At 72.9% G+C, this 17,601-nt stretch carries 10 protein-coding genes; 3 read left to right on the top strand and 7 right to left on the bottom strand.

Annotation, left to right across the window (positions count from 1 at the left end):
* Nucleotides 1–27: 27 nt before the first annotated feature.
* Nucleotides 28–3,699: an ATP-dependent helicase gene (locus tag ACFW48_RS20395; RefSeq protein ID WP_386316508.1), complete on the bottom strand. Its 3,672-nt coding sequence runs from the start codon at nucleotides 3,697–3,699 to the stop codon at nucleotides 28–30.
* Between the two features lie 377 nt (nucleotides 3,700–4,076).
* Nucleotides 4,077–4,463, bottom strand: a complete 387-nt coding sequence (locus ACFW48_RS20390) for an MGMT family protein (RefSeq protein ID WP_386316506.1) — start codon at nucleotides 4,461–4,463, stop codon at nucleotides 4,077–4,079.
* Nucleotides 4,464–4,648: 185 nt separating this feature from the next.
* Here ACFW48_RS20390 and ACFW48_RS20385 point away from each other — a divergent pair, with 185 nt between their 5' ends.
* The 3 genes from ACFW48_RS20385 to ACFW48_RS20375 all read left to right on the top strand — a co-directional run bounded on the left by ACFW48_RS20385 (nucleotide 4,649) and on the right by ACFW48_RS20375 (nucleotide 10,843).
* A complete protein-coding gene (locus ACFW48_RS20385) occupies nucleotides 4,649–7,444 on the top strand; it encodes a lysylphosphatidylglycerol synthase domain-containing protein (protein ID WP_386316504.1) in 2,796 nt (931 codons plus the stop codon).
* 144 nt (nucleotides 7,445–7,588) lie between these two features.
* Entirely contained in the window at nucleotides 7,589–9,151 is a 1,563-nt protein-coding gene (locus ACFW48_RS20380; protein ID WP_386316503.1) for an alpha/beta hydrolase, read from the top strand.
* Between the two features lie 141 nt (nucleotides 9,152–9,292).
* Entirely contained in the window at nucleotides 9,293–10,843 is a 1,551-nt protein-coding gene (locus ACFW48_RS20375) for an alpha/beta hydrolase (RefSeq protein WP_386316501.1), read from the top strand.
* Between the two features lie 71 nt (nucleotides 10,844–10,914).
* Here the strand turns inward: ACFW48_RS20375 and moeZ are convergent, their stop codons facing one another.
* The 5 genes from moeZ to ACFW48_RS20350 all read right to left on the bottom strand — a co-directional run bounded on the left by moeZ (nucleotide 10,915) and on the right by ACFW48_RS20350 (nucleotide 17,404).
* Nucleotides 10,915–12,093, bottom strand: a complete 1,179-nt coding sequence (moeZ, locus tag ACFW48_RS20370) for an adenylyltransferase/sulfurtransferase MoeZ (RefSeq protein WP_386316499.1) — start codon at nucleotides 12,091–12,093, stop codon at nucleotides 10,915–10,917.
* Between the two features lie 63 nt (nucleotides 12,094–12,156).
* Entirely contained in the window at nucleotides 12,157–12,906 is a 750-nt protein-coding gene (locus ACFW48_RS20365; RefSeq protein WP_386316497.1) for a spherulation-specific family 4 protein, read from the bottom strand.
* Nucleotides 12,894–13,952, bottom strand: coding sequence for an NAD-dependent epimerase/dehydratase family protein (locus ACFW48_RS20360; RefSeq protein WP_386316496.1), 1,059 nt, complete (start codon nucleotides 13,950–13,952; stop codon nucleotides 12,894–12,896). The genes ACFW48_RS20365 and ACFW48_RS20360 overlap by 13 nt, the downstream gene beginning before the upstream one ends.
* Nucleotides 13,953–14,054: 102 nt before the next feature.
* Nucleotides 14,055–15,098 carry a hypothetical protein gene (locus ACFW48_RS20355; RefSeq protein ID WP_386316494.1) on the bottom strand — a complete coding sequence of 348 codons (1,044 nt, stop codon included), beginning with the start codon at nucleotides 15,096–15,098 and terminating at the stop codon, nucleotides 14,055–14,057.
* Between the two features lie 569 nt (nucleotides 15,099–15,667).
* Nucleotides 15,668–17,404, bottom strand: a complete 1,737-nt coding sequence (locus tag ACFW48_RS20350; protein ID WP_386316492.1) for a DUF3492 domain-containing protein — start codon at nucleotides 17,402–17,404, stop codon at nucleotides 15,668–15,670.
* Nucleotides 17,405–17,601: the final 197 nt, after the last annotated feature.

The following is a 17,601-nucleotide window of genomic DNA, read 5'->3' as shown; positions in this document are numbered from 1 at the left end:
ACCGGGCGGCCCGCCCCCTTGGGTCGCTCACTCCACGACGTGCCGTCCCTCGGGCCGTGCGCTGCACGACGTGCGGAAGGCGCAGTGGGTGCAGTGCTGGCCCGCGGTCGGGGTGAACCGCTCGTCGAGGACCTTGCCCGCGGCCGTGGCGAGCAGGTCCCCGACCCACTCGCCCGCCGGCCCCTCCAGGGAGTCCTGAGCCTGCACCTTGGGGAAGGTCTCCCCGCCGTCACGCTTGGGCGCACCCTGGCGCAGTTGGACGAGTTCGGCGCCGCCCGGTTGGGGGCGGGCGCCCCCGAAGGCCTCGTCGACGGCGCCTTCGCGGACGGCGAGCTGGTAGACGGCGAGCTGGGGATGGTGGGCCACCTCGGCGGACGTGGGCGCCTGTTTGCCGGTCTTGAAGTCGACGACGTAGGCGCGGCCGTCACCGTCGGCTTCGACCCGGTCCATCTGGCCGCGGATGCGCACCTCGTAGTCGCCCGCCTCCAGGGTCACGTCGAAGTCGTGCTCGCTCGCCACCGGTGTGCGCCCGGCTCGATCCATGACATGCCACTTGAGGAAGCGTTCGAGCGCCACGCGCGCGTTGGCCTTCTCCTGCGCCGACTTCCACGGCGCGTCGAAGGCGAGCGCGTTCCACACCGAGTCCAGGCGTTCCATGAGCACGGCGAGGTCGGCCGGGGTGTGTCCGGAGGCCACTTCGTCGGCGAGGACGTGCACCACGTTGCCGAAGCCCTGGGCCGCGGTCGCGGGCGCGTCGGCCTTCACCTCGCGGCCGAGGAACCACTGGAGGGCGCAGGTGTTGGCCAACTGGTCGAGGGCACTCCCGGAGAGCGTGACGGGCTGGTCCCGGTCGCGCAGCGACACCTTGCTCTCGGTCGAGTCCCACATGCCCCACCAGCGGTACGGGTGGGCGGACGGCACCAAGGGGCGGCCGTCCTCGTCGGCGAGTGCGGCGAGGCGGGCCAGCCGGCGGGCGGCGGCCTCCCGCAGAGGCTCGGAGACGCGGGGATCGACCGTGGTGGCTCGCAGCTCGGCGACGAGCGCCCCGACGGCGAGGGGCCGGCGCGGGCGGCCCGTGACGTCGGCGGGTTCGACGCCGAGTTCGGTCAGGAACCGGGAGGGCTGGTCACCGTCGTCGGCCGGGGCCTTCACGGCGGTCACTACGAGCCGTTCACGCGCGCGTGTGGCGGCCACGTAGAACAAGCGGCGTTCCTCGGCGAGCAGCGCGCCGGGCGTGAGCGGTTCGGCGAGTCCGTCGCGGCCGATCCGGTCGGCTTCCAGCAGGGAGCCGCGGCGGCGCAGGTCCGGCCACAGGCCTTCCTGGACGCCCGCGACGACGACCAGGCGCCACTCCAGCCCCTTCGAGCGGTGCGCGGTCATCAGGCGGACGGCGTCGGGGCGTACGGCACGCCGCGTGAGGGTGTCGGCGGCGATGTCCTCGGCGTCGACCTCCTCCAGGAAGTTCAGGGCGCCCCGGCCGCCGGTGCGCTCCTCCGCGCGGGCGGCCGTCGCGAAGAGGGCGCACACGGCGTCGAGATCGCGGTCGGCGTTGCGTCCGGCGGCGCCACCGCGCCGGGCGGAGCGTTCCAGGCGGGTGGGCCACGGCGTGCCGTCCCACAGGTCCCACAGCGCCTCCTCGGCGCTGCCGCCGCCCGCCAGGCGTTCGCGCGCCTTGCGGAGCAGCGCGCCGAGTCGCTGGGCGCCACGCGCGTACGCGGGGTCGTGCGCCGCGAGCCGCTCCGGCTCGGCCAGCGCCCGCGCCAGCAGTTCGTCCGAGGGCGGCGGCAGCGGGTTGCCCGCGGCACGCTCCTCCTCGCGCAGGGCGCGGCCGAGGCGGCGCAGGTCGGCGGCGTCCATGGCGGCGAGGGGGGAGGTGAGCAGGGTGAGGGCGGTCTCCGTGGGGAGCCAGCACGGATCATCCGCGCGGCGGGCGCGTTCACCGGGCACAGGCTTCGGCGCCGCGTCGGCGTCCGGCTCGGCTTCGGCGTCGGCGTCCGGCGCCGCGTGGGCGCCCGGCTCCGCTTCGGCGGGGACGTCCGGCTCGGCTTCGGATCCGGCTTCAGACTCGGATCCGGATCCGGATCCGGATGCGGATGCGGATGCGGATCCGGACGCGGACGCGGATGCGGATGCGGATGCGGATGCGGATGCGGATGCGGATGCGGATGCGGATCCGGCTTGGGCTTCAGGACCCGGTGCAGCGTCAGGCGCCGTCGCCGTCGCGGCCTTCGCCTCCGTCTCGAGGGCTGCCTCGGGTACGGCCTGCACCGCCATCTCGGTGTCGGGCCCGGCCGCCCCCGCGTCATCGGGGCCTGGCCCGCTCCGGGCGTTCACCGCCTCGCCGACGGTCCCGCTCCCCGTCTCCGCAGCGGCCCCGAGGTCCGCCCGGGGCCGCTCCCCCGTCTCTGCCTCCGCCACCGCCCGCAATGCCGTCAGCAACGGCGCCACCGCCGGCTCGTGGCGCAGTGGAAGGTCGTTGCCGTCGATGTCCAGGGGCACGCCGGCCGCGGTGAGAGCGCGGCGGACCGTGGGGATGGTGCGTGAGCCGGCGCGCACCAGGACGGCCATGTCGCCCCAGGGAACGCCGTCCTCCAGGTGGGCCCGGCGCAGGATGTCGGCGATGTTGTCCAGCTCGGTGCCGGACGTCGGGTACGTGTACACCTCGACGCGTCCCCCGTCCCGCTCCGGGGCGAGTTCGCGGTGGGCGCGCACCTTGTCGGCGGGGAGGCGGGTCAGCGGCATGCGCTGGGTCAGCAGCCGAGTGGCGGCCAGCACCGCGGCCCCGGATCGGCGCGAGGTCCGCAGCACCTCGACCGGCGCCGGGCGGCCGTCCGCGCGCGGGAAGGCGGTCGGGAAGTCGAGGATGCCGTTCACGTCCGCGCCGCGGAAGGCGTAGATCGACTGGTCGGGGTCGCCGAAGGCGACGAGGGTGCGCCCGCCGCCGGCGAGAGCCTGCAGCAGCCGTACCTGGGCGGGGTCGGTGTCCTGGTACTCGTCGACGTAGACCGCGTCGTACCGCGCGGCCAGCTGCGCGGCGACCTCGGGGCGGCGGGCGAGGAGCACCGCGCGGTGGACGAGTTCCGCGTAGTCGAGCACGCCCTGCAGGTCGAGCACGTCGAGGTACTCGGCGAGGAAGACGGCGGCGGCCCGCCAGTCAGGGCGGCCGATGCGCCGGGCGAAGGCACCGAGGGCGTCCGGGCCGAGGCCCAGTTCGCGGGTGCGGGCGAGGACCGCGCGGACCTCGTCGGCGAAGCCACGGGTGGTCAGGCAGGCGCGCAGTTCGTCGGGCCAGCGCACGTGGGTCAGGCCGAGCCGCTCCAGGTCGACCTGCCCGGCGAGCAGCTCGCGTACCGTCACGTCCTGCTCCGGGCCGGACAGCAGCCGCAGCGGCTCCACGAACAGCTCGCTGTCCTGGTGGGCGCGGACCAAGGCGTAACCGAAGGAGTGAAAGGTCGTCGCCCGGGGGGCACGCGCGGCACCCATGCGCAGTGCCATCCGATCGCGCAGCTCGACGGCCGCCTTGCGGCTGAAGGTCAGCACCAGGATCCGCTCGGGGTCGCCGCCCCGGGCGATCCGGTCCGCCACGGACTCGACGAGCGTGGTGGTCTTGCCGGTGCCCGGGCCCGCCAGGACGAGCAGCGGGCCGCTCCCGTGGTCAACCACGGCGCGTTGTGCGGCGTCCAGACTAGGGGGGTCCATTCGCGCCGGCGGGGTACGCACCAGTCGGTAAGCGCCACGGCTCCCCCGTCGCGCCTGGGGGTGCGACGGGTGTCTGGTGGAGGAGGAGCTCACGTGGTTCGCCGGTCCTGGTGGGTGTGCTGGTGGGCCGTCCGCGCCGCGGGCACGGCGGTGGCCGCGGGATGAGGGGGACGTGTGCGGCCGACGCTACGCCGACGGATGAGGCGGAAGCAGGGCTTCCTCTTCTTCCCTCGGACCTCTCTGATCTCTTGGGTCGCTCATGGCGCCTGTGTCCCCTGCCCCACGAACGTACGTCATGCCACGGTCGTGACCGAAACGCACCTTTTCCCTCATACGGATCACAGGTCACACGTCGGCCGGCCCAATGGCGGAAGCTGTCAGGTGTGACCCTGTGCGCGTTCGCCGCCGTCCCACCGCGCCCGCTTCAGGTCGAGGCGCGGCAGGTGGCCCTCCGCGGCCCTGCTCGCCTCCTTCAGGGGCGTGCCCTCCTCCCGGTAGCGGTCGAGCGCCTCCAGTTCTTGCCCGGCGAGCAGTGCCCCGTCCGCGCGGACGACACGCCACCACGGAACGCCTCCCCCGTAGAGGGACATCACCCGTCCGACCTGACGGGGTCCCCCCTCCTCCAGATACTCGGCGATGTCCCCGTACGTCATGACACGGCCCGGCGGAATCAGCTCGGTCACTTCGAGGACTCGCTCGGCGTACTCGGGCAGCGCGTCCGCGTACTCCGGGCGGGCCTCCTCCGGAAGGCTCTGCTCGCTCATCCGCCCCATCCTGCCCCACCCCACCGACAACGCGACGCGTTCCCGACGGTGCGCGTCCCTCGCCCGGAAGTGGCGCGTCGGGCAGACTGTGCGGCCCGCACGGGCACCCTGATGCCTGCCGAGGCCGACGCGGCATGCCACCATCGTGCGGGCGGTGACCAGTGATACGAGAGCAAGAAGAGGCGATGAAGCAGCAGGGTGTGCACCCCGAGGACGCCGAGGGCACCTCTGGCTCTGCGTCGCGCCCGGACACCGCGGACGGAGGCGGCGAGAAGACCGGCCGGCGGTCGGCCGCGGGTAGGACGGCGACGGCCGCCGACCCCGACGACGTCGCGCACATCGACGAGGTGGAGGGCGACGAACCACTGCTCCCCGCGCGCGTGCACCGTCCGTCCGACCTGATGCGGCTCCTGGTGGGCGTGCTCGCCGTCGTCGTACTGCTCGCCGTCGCCGCATTCGCGCACGGCACCACCTCGGGCCTCGAACAAGACATCAACAAGGGCACCGGGCAGGCACCGGACCTGCTGATCAAGATCGCTGGACTGGCCTCCAGTATCGCGATCCTCCTGGTGCCGGTCGCGTTCGCGATCGAGCGGCTGATCAAACGGGACGGGCTGCGGATCGCCGACGGCGTGCTGGCGGCGGTCCTCGCGCACGGGGTGACCCTCGCCACCGACCTGTGGGTCGCCAAGGCAGCCCCCGGATCCATTCAAGAGGCACTCACCCAGCCCTCGCCGGGCGACATCCACGCTCTCACCGATCCCGTGCACGGCTACTTGGCGCCGGTCATCGCGTACATGACGGCCGTCGGCATGTCCCGCAGACCCCGCTGGCGCGCGGTGTTGTGGATCGTGCTGCTCCTCGACGCGTTCTCGATGCTCGTCACCGGTTACACGACGCCGTTCTCGATCATTCTGACGGTCCTCATCGGCTGGACCGTGGCCTACGGAACGCTGTACGCGGTCGGCTCCCCCAACGTCCGCCCCACCGGGCGGACGCTGATGGCGGGGCTGCGGCACGTCGGCTTCCGCCCGGTGACCGCCGCCCGCGAGGAAGCGCCGTCGGACACCGCGGAGACCGGTGACCGCGGCCGCCGCTACTTCGTCACGCTGGAGGACGGCCGGCCGCTGGACGTGACGGTGGTGGACCGGGAGCAGCAGGCGCAGGGCTTCTTCTACCGCGCGTGGCGCAATCTGACGCTGCGCGGCTTCGCCACCCGCAGCAGCCTCCCGTCACTGCGGCAGGCCCTGGAGCAGGAGGCGCTGCTCGCCTACGCGGCGATCGGGGCCGGCGCCAACGCGCCCAAGCTGATCGCGACGTCCGAGCTGGGTCCCGACGCCGTGATGCTCGTCTACGAGCACACCGGCGGGCGCACTCTCGACTCGCTGTCGGACGAGGAGATCACCGACGACCTGCTGCGCGGCACCTGGGAGCAGGTGCGGGCCCTGCAGTCCCGGCGCATCGCGCACCGCAGGCTGGTGGGCGACGCGATCCTGGTGGATCGTTCCGGCACGGTGATCCTCACCGACCTGCGCATCGGCGAGATCGCCGCCGGAGACCTGCTGCTGCGCATGGACATCTCCCAGCTCCTGGTGACGCTCGGCCTTCGGGTGGGTGCCGAACGCGCGGTCGCCTCGGCGGTGGCCGTACTCGGCCCCGACGCCGTGGCGGACTGTCTGCCGATGCTCCAGCCCATCGCGCTCAGCCGCTCCACGCGCGCGACCCTGCGCAAACTGGCCCGGGAACGGGCCCAGCGCGAGCGGGAGGCGGTCCTGGAGTCGTCCCGGCAGGCCAAGCTGGCCCGTTCGGAGGCGGCCGCCGTCGACGACACGAGCGCCGCAACCGAGCATCCCGACAAGCCCGACAAGCCCGACAAGCCCGACAAGCCCGACAAGCCCGACAAGAAGGTCGTACGCGCCGAGCAGCGGGCGGAGAAACGGGCCGTCGACGAGGCGTTGGAGGAGGCGCGCGAGGAGGACCTGCTCACGCAGATCCGGCACGCGGTGCTGCGGATCAGGCCCCAGGCTCCCGTCGAGCCGGCCCGCCTGGAGCGGGTGCGACCGCGCACGCTGATCAGCTTCATCGCAGGTGCGATCGGTGCCTACTTCCTGCTGACGCAGCTCACCCACATCGAATTCGGGCCGCTGATCTCGAACGCCCAGTGGGGCTGGGTGGCCGCGGCGGTGCTGTTCTCGGCGGCGAGCTATATCGCGGCGGCGATGGCCCTGCTGGGCTTCGTACCCGAGAAAGTGCCGTTCCTGCGGACCGTGGCCGCGCAGGTCGCCGGGTCGTTCGTGAAGATCGTCGCCCCCGCGGCGGTCGGCGGCGTCGCCCTGAACACCCGCTTCCTGCAGCGCGCCGGCGTACGGCCCGGGCTCGCGGTGGCGAGTGTCGGCGCGTCGCAGCTGTTCGGGCTCGGCTGTCACATCCTGATGCTGCTGGCCTTCGGCTACCTGACCGGCACCGAGAAGACGCCGTCACTGTCGCCGTCCAGGACTGTCATCGCGGGTCTGCTGACGGTGGCGGTGCTCGTGCTCGTGGTGACGTCGGTGCCGTTCCTGCGCAAATTCGTCGTCACGCGCGTGCGGTCGCTTTTCGCCGGTGTCGTACCGCGCATGCTGGATGTCCTGCAGCGGCCGCAGAAGCTGGTCACCGGCATCGGCGGCATGCTGCTGCTCACCGCCTGCTTCGTGATGTGCCTGGACGCCTCGATCCGGGCCTTCGGCGACGAGACGACGTCGATCAGCCTGGCGAGCGTCGCGGTCGTCTTCCTCGCGGGCAACGCGCTGGGGTCCGCGGCGCCCACCCCGGGCGGTGTGGGCGCGGTGGAGGCGACGCTGACGGTCGGTCTGATCGCCGTCGGCCTGCCCAAGGAGGTCGCCGCCCCCGCGGTGCTGCTGTACCGGCTGCTCACGCTGTGGCTGCCGGTGCTGCCGGGCTGGCTGGTCTTCAACCACCTGACCCGGAAAGAGGCGCTGTAACGGCCTCGTACGCTGCGGAACGGCCTCAGACACTGAGGTGACCCGTCCGCATCGGCCCACACGCCTACGTCCCGGCCGCCCAGCCCGTACCTCATACGGCTCCTGTCCCGAGCGCACGGACCCGCGCGCCCGCACGATGGACGCATGCCGAACGCCTTCCGGCTGCGCGCCGCCGCCCTGACCGCCGCCACCGCCGCAGCCCTGACCGCTCTGCTCGCGGGGTGCAGCGACGACTCCGGAAGCGACTCCGGGGACGACGAGGACCTGACGGCCCAGAAGCTCGGCTGGAAGGACTGCCCGGCCCCCTCCGAGGCCGAGGGCGGCGGCGCCGCTCCCTCCCCGCTGCCGGACGGCACCGAGTGGCAGTGCGCCACCATGAAGGCGCCACTCGACTGGGACGACCCCAAGGGCGACACGATCGACCTGGCGCTGATCCGGGCGGAGGCCGGCGGTGAGGCCGACCGTCGGATCGGCTCACTCGTCTTCAACTTCGGTGGCCCGGGCGGATCGGGCGTCACCACGCTGCCCGCCTTCGGCCAGGACTACGCCAAACTGCGCACCCGCTACGACCTGGTCAGCTTCGACCCGCGCGGCGTCGGCCGCAGCGCCCCGGTGGAGTGTCTGGACGACAAGCAGCTCGACACCTACTTCCAGCAGGACGCCACCCCCGACGACGCGGCCGAGCGCACCGAGTTGCTGGACAGCACCGAGGACTTCAACGCGGCCTGCGACAAGAACTCGAAGAAGGTCCTGCCGCACGTGCGCACCACCGACGCGACCCGCGACATGGACCTGATGCGCCAGGTCCTCGGCGACGACAAGCTGCACTACTTCGGCATCTCGTACGGCACCGAACTCGGCGGCGTCTACGCCCACCTGTTCCCCAAGAAGGTCGGCCGCGCCGTTTTCGACGCGGTCGTCGACCCGACGCAGACCCCGGAACAAGGCTCGCTCGCGCAGGCGAAAGGCTTCCAGCTCGCACTCGACAACTTCGCCGAGAACTGCGTGTCGAAGGTCGAGGACTGCCCCGTCGGGAACAGCGCCCAGGACGTCAAGGACCGGATCGCCCGGCTACTGAAGGACCTCGACCGCAAACCGATCCCCGGCGTCTTCCCTCGCGAACTCACCCAGACCGCCGCGACCGGGGGCATCGCGCAGGCGCTGTACTCGAAGGACTTCTGGGAGTACCTGACCGACGGCCTGGAGCAGGCGTACGACGGTGACGGCAGGGTCCTCATGGTGCTGTCGGACGCGCTGAACGGGCGGAACGAGAACGGCGAATACAGCAATATCACCGCGGCCAACGTCGCCATCAACTGCGCCGACGACAAGCCGAGGTACGACCCCGCGTACGTGGAACGCAAGCTTCCCGAGTTCCGGGAGGCCTCCGCGCTGTTCGGCGACTATCTCGCCTGGTCCATGCTCAGCTGCACCGACTGGCCGGTGCCCGGTGCCGCCGACCACCCCGACGTGAGCGCGCCCGGAGCGCCGCCGATCCTGGTGATCGGCAACACCGGAGATCCGGCGACGCCCTACGAGGGCGCCGGGAAGATGGTGGACGCGCTGGGGAAGGGCGTGGGCGTGGAGCTGACCTACAAGGGCCAGGGGCACGGCGCCTACGACAGCAAGAACAAGTGCGTACAGGACGCGGTGCACGGCTATCTGCTGGACGGGAAGGTGCCGGCGGCCGGGACCGTCTGTTCCTGAGCCCTGACGACACCGAAGCATCAGCAAAGCAGCAGGTCATAGCGTTATCCACAGGGTCCAGCGAGCTCTGCGTGCTCCGCCTACCATGGCATGACCGCCATCCGCTGCACGGCGCGGACGGCTTGCGAGGGGGGAGAGCACATGGCGCGTCTCGTACGGTGGACGGCTCTGACGGTCGCCGCCGCCCTGCTGACGGCGGGCTGCAGCGGCGGCTCGTCCGGTGACGACCAGGATGACGGGGGGACAGAGGGGACGAGCAGCACACGGCCGTCCGCGGCCGCACCGTCCGGGGTGCCCGAGTCGCTGGCCTCCCAGACGCTCGACTGGGGCCGCTGCAAAGGCACCGCCGACTCCCCCGCGCCGGGCGGCGACTGGCAGTGCGCCACGCTCGAGGCGCCGCTGGACTGGGCCGAGCCGGACGGCGAGACGATCGACCTCGCGCTGATCCGGGCCAAAGCCACCGGCGACGAGCGCATCGGCTCCCTGCTGTTCAACTTCGGCGGCCCCGGCGGCTCCGGCGTCTCCATGATGCCGTCCTACGCCGACACCGTCTCCTCCCTGCACGAGCGGTACGACCTGGTGAGCTGGGATCCGCGCGGAGTGGCCGCCAGCGAGGGGATCCGCTGCCGCGGCGACGAGGCGATCGAGGACGCCGAGTCGGTGGACTCCACACCGGACACCGCGGCCGAGGAGCAGGCGTATCTGAAGGACGCCGCCGACTTCGGCAGGGGCTGCCAGAAGGCCGCCGGCAAGCTGATGGCACACGTCTCGACCACGGACACCGCCCGCGACATGGACCTGATGCGGCATGTGCTGGGCGACGAGAAGATGCACTACTTCGGAATCTCCTACGGCACCGAACTCGGTGGCGTCTACGCCCACCTGTTCCCGGGGCGCGTGGGGCGCGTGATCCTCGACGCGGTCGTGGACCCAGGCGCCGACACGATGGGCCACGCCGAGAACCAGGCCAGGGGCTTCCAGCGCGCCCTGGACGACTATCTGAAGTCCACCGGGCAGGACCCGAAGCAGGGTTCGCGGGAGATCGCCGACCTGCTGGAGCGTCTGGACGCGAAACCGCTGCCGACGTCGTCGCAGGGGCGGAAGCTCACGCAGACACTCGCCCTCACCGGAATCGTGCTGCCGCTCTACAGCAAGGACGGCTGGCCGGCCCTGACCAGCGCGCTCGCGGCGGCCGAGGAGGGCGACGGCTCGGAGCTGCTGGCGCTCGCCGACGGCTACAACGAGCGTGATCCCTCGGGGCGCTACGGCACGACGACCCACTCCCAACGAGTCATATCGTGCCTGGACGACAAGCAGCGGCCGACCATCGAGGAGACGAAGAAGCTGCTGCCGAGGTTCGAGAAGGTCTCACCCGTCTTCGGGGCCTTCCTCGGCTGGGACACGGCCGGGTGGTGCCACGACTGGCCGGTGGCCGGTCAGCACGAGACCCCGGAGGTGAGCGCGTCCGGCTCGGCTCCGATCCTGGTGGTCGGCAACACCGGCGACCCGGCCACGCCCTACGAGGGTGCCCGCAGGATGGCGGACGAGCTGGGCAAGGACGTCGGTGTGGTGCTCACCTGGAAGGGCGAGGGACACGGGGCGTACGGGAGCGGGAGCGACTGTGTCGACTCCGCGGTGGACGGCTACCTGTTGAAGGGGACGGTGCCGAAGGACGGCAAGGTCTGCTCATGACGGCGGCGGGGGCTTCGGGCACCTGCGGTGCGCGAAACCCCCGCCGTCCGGAGAGCGGGGTAGGGGCCCGGTCAGTAGACGGGCTTCGCCGGCTCGATCTGGTTGACCCAGCCGATCACGCCGCCGCCCACGTGCACGGCGTCCGAGAAGCCGGCGGACTTGAGGACCGCCAGGACTTCCGCACTACGGACACCCGTCTTGCAGTTCAAGACAATCTTCTTGTCCTGCGGGAGGCTCTCCAGGGCCGAGCCCATGAGGAACTCGTTCTTCGGGATCAGCCGGGCGCCCGGGATGGAGACGATCTCGAACTCGTTCGGCTCGCGGACGTCGATGAGTTCGATGTTCTCGCCGTCGTCGATCCACTCCTTGAGCTGCTTGGGAGTGATCGTGGAATCGGCGGCCGCCGCCTGGGCCTCCTCGGACACGACGCCGCAGAAGGCCTCGTAGTCGATGAGCTCGGTGACGGTCGGGTTCTCACCGCAGACCGCGCAGTCGGGGTCCTTGCGGACCTTGACCTGGCGGTACTGCATCTCCAGGGCGTCGTAGATCATCAGGCGGCCGACCAGCGGCTCGCCGATGCCCGCGAGGAGCTTGATGGCCTCGTTGGTCTGGATGGAGCCGATGGACGCGCACAGCACGCCCAGGACGCCGCCCTCGGCGCAGGAGGGGACCATGCCGGGGGGCGGGGGCTCCGGGTAGAGGCAGCGGTAGCAGGGGCCGTGCTCGGACCAGAAGACGGAGGCCTGGCCGTCGAAGCGGTAGATCGAGCCCCAGACGTAGGGCTTGTTCAGCAGCACGCAGGCGTCGTTGACCAGGTAGCGGGTCGCGAAGTTGTCCGTACCGTCGACGATCAGGTCGTACTGGTTGAAGATGTCCATCACGTTGTCGGCCTCGAGCCGCTCCTGGTGAAGGACCACGTCCACGTACGGGTTGATGCCCTTGATGGTGTCGCGGGCGGACTCGGCCTTGGACCGGCCGATGTCGGCCTGGCTGTGGATGACCTGCCGCTGCAGGTTCGACTCGTCGACCTCGTCGAACTCCACGATGCCGAGCGTGCCGACACCGGCCGCCGCCAGATACATCAGGGTCGGCGAGCCGAGGCCGCCCGCGCCCACGGCGAGCACCTTGGCGTTCTTCAGCCGCTTCTGCCCGTCCATCCCCACGTCGGGGATGATCAGGTGGCGGGAGTACCTGCGGACCTCGTCTACGGTGAGCTCGGGGGCCGGCTCGACCAGGGGTGGCAGCGACACGGGGACTCCGTTGGTCGGTCAGTAATTACGGTTGTTCTCCCGGTAACACTGCCACGGCCTTTTTCATTCCGAGACACCCGTCCCGACTCGCGAGACGATTTCGTCCCAGTAGCCGGGAATCGTCTCCCAGGGGTCGATCCGGCCGCCCCGGTCCGTGCGGTCGGTGAAGTAGATCGTCGCGGCGCCCTGCCAGCGGGCGATGCGCAGCGCCTCCTCCAGATGCCCGCGGGGGACTCCGTGCACGAAGTGGCAGAAGCACTCGGGCGGATAGTCGGCGCTCCACTCGGCCGCTTGGGACCAGCGGTAGTCGCTCCAGGCGCCCGAGAAGGTGACGAGTTGGTCGGCGTTCTCGGCATAGCCGGGGTAGGGGTGGGTGCCGTGGCCGAGGACGATGTGGGCATCGTCACGGATCACTCGGAGCGTGGTGACAGTGCGGCGGACCTCGGGGAGCGCGGCCCGTTCGGACGGGCAGCGGTCGAGGAGGAAGCCGTCGACCTGGTACCAGTCGAGGTGTCGGTGCGCGTCGGAGACCAGCGCGCCGAAGCTCCGGGCCCCGTACGCGGCGTCGAGGTGGCCGAGGACGCGGACGCCCGCGTTGCGCAGGCGGCCGACGGCGTCCAGGCAGCGTGGGTCGGGGTGCGCGCCGGGACCGTCGGCGACGTTGAGGACGACCCAGTGCAGGGGTGTGCCCGGGCAGGTGAGGCCGGACCACTCGCCGGGCGCGACGAGGGGGTGCGCCAGCCCCGGGACACCGAGGCCGGTGCGGACGTCGGTGCTCGCGGTGCCCGCTTTGGTGCTGGTCAGATACGGCATGCCGCCTCCATCCAGATGTCTGCGAGGGACTCTTCCAGGGCGATCCGGGGCCGCCAGCCGAGCCGGTCGCGTGCGGTGCGCACATCGGCCTGCTGCCAGCTGCCGCAGCCGTCCGGGTAGGGGTAGGCGACCGGGGCCGCGTGCTCTGTGTCGGCACGGTCGCCGCGGATCCCGAGGGGCTCCGGGCGGTGGTGACCGAGGGAGTCGGTGCGGTGGTGGCCGAGGGAGTCGACGCGGTGCCCCACGGTTTCGGTACGGGGGTGGCCGATGGTGGGCCGCAGTGCGCCGGGCGGTCCGTCGAGTTCGTGCAGGGCACCGCCGTATCCGGCCACGCGGGCGAGGGTGGCGGCGGCGTCGCGCAGGCGGACGGCGCGGCCGGAACCGATGTTGATGACGCCCTGGGCGGCGGACAGCGAGGCGGCGTGGACGGCACGGGCGACGTCGCGGACGTCGATGAAGTCACGCTGGGCGCCGAGGCCGCCGAGCCGGAGTTCACCGTCGCCGGACTGCATCGCGCGGCGCATGGCCTCGGCGAGGCGGCCCAGCGGGGAGCCGGCGGGGGTGCCGGGCCCGGCGGGCGAGAAGACACGCAGGACGACGGCGTCCAGGCCGGAGCCGAGGACCAGTTCGGTCGCGGCGAGTTTGCTGACGCCGTAGGGGCCGCCCGGGCGGGGCACGGCGTCCTCCGCGGTGGAGGAGCCGGGCTGGCTGGGGCCGTACTCCGCACTGCAGCCGACCTGCACCAGGCGGGCGCCACAGCTGCTGCGGCGCAGGGCCTCGCAGACGGTGGCGACGGCGACGGTGTTGTGCCGGGTGAGTTCGCGGGCGCCGCCCCGGGTGGCGCCGGCGCAGTTGACGACGACGCCGGGATGGACCGCGTCGAGGAAGCGGGTGAGGGCACCGGGGCTGCCGGTGGCGAGGTCGAAGCGGACGTCGGCGTCGTCGCCGCGGCCGAGGGCGGTGAGCTGGACGGCCGGGTCGGCGAGCAGACGGTCGGCGACGAAGCGGCCGATATAGCCGTTGGCTCCGATCAGCAGGACTCTCATCGGGCTGCTCCCGGTGCCGAGGCGTCGGGTCGGGAGGTGGTCATCTGGGGGCTCCTTCAGAGGGTGATGCGGACGTGTGGGGGGTTGTCCGGGGGCGCGCGGTCACCGCGGCTGCTCCATCGACGCGTGGGCCGAGGCCCTGGTCAGGCGGCGGGTCGCGTGCACCAGGAGGGTCAGCGCGCCGATGCCGCAGGCCGCCGTCGGAACGACGGCCGGGCCGCAGGCGGCGACCAGGGCCTCCACGGGGGCGGCGAGGAAACCGCAGCCGGGGAGGCGACCGGCGAAGAGCGTGGCCAGGGCCGCCGCCTCGACGGTGGCCGCGGCGGTGAGGACGAGGGTGGGGGCGTGTGTGCAGCCGTGCACGGTGAGCAGGCGAGCGAGCAGGAGCAGGGCGCCCAGGCTGAGTGCCTGGGGGTGGGCGGCGGGTTCCGCGAGGAGCGCGCCGGTCAGCGCGACCAGAGCCGTCAGGGCGCACATGAACAGGGCGACCGTGCCGAGCAGCAGGGGGCGTACGGAGGCGGAGAAGTCGGCCAGGCCGCGGCTGGCCGTCAGTTTGCGGCGGGCGCCCACGGCGAAGAGGTGGGCACTTCCGGCCGCGGGCGCGCAGGCCAGGGCGAGAGCCAGTACGGGGGCGACGGTGACGGGCCACGGGCCCTCGGCGGTGCCGTCGGGCAGGCCGTCCGGGCCGCCGGCGAGAGCGGCGCGGAGCAGTCCGTCGCCGAGGAGGGCGTAGCCGACGAGCCAGCAGGCCCAGGTGCCGGTGGTACGCGTCGCGGCCCTCAGCGGCCCCCGGCGCAGTGCCGCGCGGAGGGCGAGAGTGACCACGAGGGCGCCGACGACGGCCGCGATCAGGCGCGGTCGGCCGTCGGTGAGGCGCAGGCCGGCCACGGCGGCGGCGCACAGCGCGCCGGGCAGCAGTGCGAGGACGATCCAGACGGTGCGTACTCGGGGGGCCGGCGGGTTCGTGGGGCGCGGGGGCGTGTCGATGTCGCGCGGGACGCGGGCGTACATCTCCTCCGCGAGGGAGAAGACGTCCCGGTGGCGGAAGCGTGCGGCGGTCCGGTCGGTGACTCCGTGCGCCTCCAGGCCTGCCGCGATCTCCAGCGGGTCCACGGCACGCTCGCACAGGCCACGGTGACGGTGCATCAGAACCTTCACCGGGTCCACGGCGGCGCGGCGCGCAGCGGACGGCGACTCCCTGCCGACGGCTACCGCTCCGCCACCGCCAGCCGCTCCGCCACCGCCGGCCGCTCCGCCACCGCCGGCCGCTCCGCCGCGGGCGTCCGCTGTGCCGCGGGCACCCGCTGCTGTGCCGCCGGCGACCGCACCGCCACGGAGGACCGGGCCGCCCCCGGTAACGGCACTGCCCCCGGCGGTCGCTCCGCCGCCGTCGACCGCAGCGCCCCCGGCGACCGCACCACCCCCGGCAACCCCTCCGCCACGGACGACCGGGCCGCCCCCGGCAACCGCACTATCCCCGGCGCCCGCTGTGTCGCCGCCAACGCCCTCGCGCGAACGCCCGCCCGGGCCCGGAGAACCGCGCTCGCCCGAGCGCCGGTCCTCATTCGCCCACCGATCGGCACGCGCTTCCGCGTCAGGTGCGTCGGAAATATCAGGAATGCCAGGCGTCCCGTCGGTCAAGGACTCCCGCGAGCGGGAGTCCCAGGCGCCCGGGCTGCCCGGAGTGCTGGGGCGGTCGAGTTCGCCGAGGCCGCTCATCGGGCCCCCTCGGTCGCGGAGGCCGGGAACGTGGCCCGGACGGGGGCGTCCGTAGCCCAGCCGGGGCCACCCCGGGCCACGACACGGGCCGTGGGGCCGGTCCAGCGGCCGGGGACGTGGGCCTCGGCGGGAACGGCGAACGGCAGAGGTTCGCCGGTGTCGTCGAGGACGACGCGGCGGACCGGGGTACGCGAGAGGATCTCCAGGTAAATGCCGCGAAATGCCGCGATGTTCTGCTCGACGGTGAACAGTTCCAGTGCGCGGGCGCGCGCGGCGGCACCCAGTCGCTCACGGCGCTCGGGGTCGCGCAAAAGGGCGACGCACGCCTCGGCGAGCGCCCGCGGATTGCGCGGCGGCACGACGAGTCCGGTGCCGCCGATCGCCTCGACCACCGCGCCGACGTCCGTGGACACCGTCGCGCGACCACAGAACATGGCCTCGACCAGCCCGGACGGGAACCCCTCGACGACGCTGGAGAGGACCACCAGGGCGCCCGAGCCGTACGCGTCAGCGCGGGACGGCAGTTCCGGTCCACCGGTCTCCTCGAAGGACACCGGGTTGCGCCCGACGGCGTGCGGGCCGTCGGCCTCGTCGGGGAAGAGCTGCGCGGCCAGGCCCTTGCAGTGGGCGAGGTAGGCCGCGCCCTCGGGGCCGGTGGGGTTGCCGACGATCCGGAGCCGCGCCCGGGGCTCCGCCTTGCGGATCTCCGCGAAGGCGTGCAGCAGCGAGACCAGGTCCTTGGCGGGCTCGACGCGGCCGACCCAGACGAGGGTGTGCGGGTCGGCGCACTCCGGCGACTCCCCCGTCTCGGCGAAGGGAGTCGCGTCCATACCCGGGTGGACGATGCGGAGCTTGGCACGGTCGGCCCCGCAGCGCTCCTGCCAGCGGCGGGCGTGTGTGTTGCCGGGCGTGATCACGGCCGCACGCCGGTAGGTCTCGGCGGCCAGCCGGCCGTGGAAGGCGGCCAGCAGGGACCGTACCGCGGGCGGGGCGTCGGGGTCGGTGAGGTAGTGCGCCCGCAGCCGCACCCCGTACTCGGTCACCAGCAGGGGCACGTCGCAGAAGTGCCGGGCGAGCAGACCCGGAAGCGCCGCCGTGCCGCCGGAGGCCGCGTGGCACAGGTCCACCGCGCCGAGACCGTCGTCCTCGTACCAGTCGAGCGACAGGGGCCGCAGGGCGCGTTCGAGGCGCGCGGCGACGGCGAGCAGGTCGGGGACGCGCGCCTCACGTGCGGAGCGGTGGGCGCCGGGCGCGCGACAGGCGCGTTCCAGGGCGCGTACGGCGGTCTCCGAGCGGAGGGCGGAGGGCAGCCCGCCCTTGTCGCGGGCGAGTTCGGCAAGGCCGTACAGCGCGTTGGCGAAACGGTCCGCCTCAAGGGCCGACTCCCCCTCCGATGCCCCTTCCGACGCCCTCTCCGAGTACCCGGAGGAGTCACCGGGGGCGGTCTGGCACAGGGCCGCGGCCAGTTCGCCGTAACACTCCGCGAAGCGCCGACGCGCGCGCCGCCCGTGGACCACCCCGTCGTCCTCGAGGTCCCACAGCGACGCGGTGCGCACCCGGCTGACCTGCGGCGGCAGCGGAACCCACCCCTCGGCCTCCTGGCGCTCGCCACGGCTGAGCGCGTAGACGTCGAACTCGTGCTGCTCGAGCCCACGCACGAGCCGATCGCACCAGAGCCCCGCCTCACCGCTCACATACGGATAGCCACCCTCCGTAAGCAGTCCGATGCGCACGCGCGCACCCCCGATCTCCCGTCTGGGGAGCCGTCGTTGGCCCGGCGGCTCGCAGCGGGACGAACGTATGCGGACAAGGCGGTGGTGGGGGGGGGGGGGGGGGGGGGGCCCGCCCCCCCGGGGGGGGGGGCGGGGGGTTGTGGGAGGGGGGGGCGGGGGGCGCCGCCAAAAATAAAAAGAGAAGCCCCCCCAATTGA

The sequence above is a fragment of the Streptomyces sp. NPDC058812 genome (assembly GCF_042744565.1).
GTDB lineage: Bacteria > Actinomycetota > Actinomycetes > Streptomycetales > Streptomycetaceae > Streptomyces > Streptomyces thinghirensis.
The sequence above is the reverse complement of the archived record's forward strand: the minus strand, read 5'-3'. Positions and strand labels throughout refer to the sequence as shown.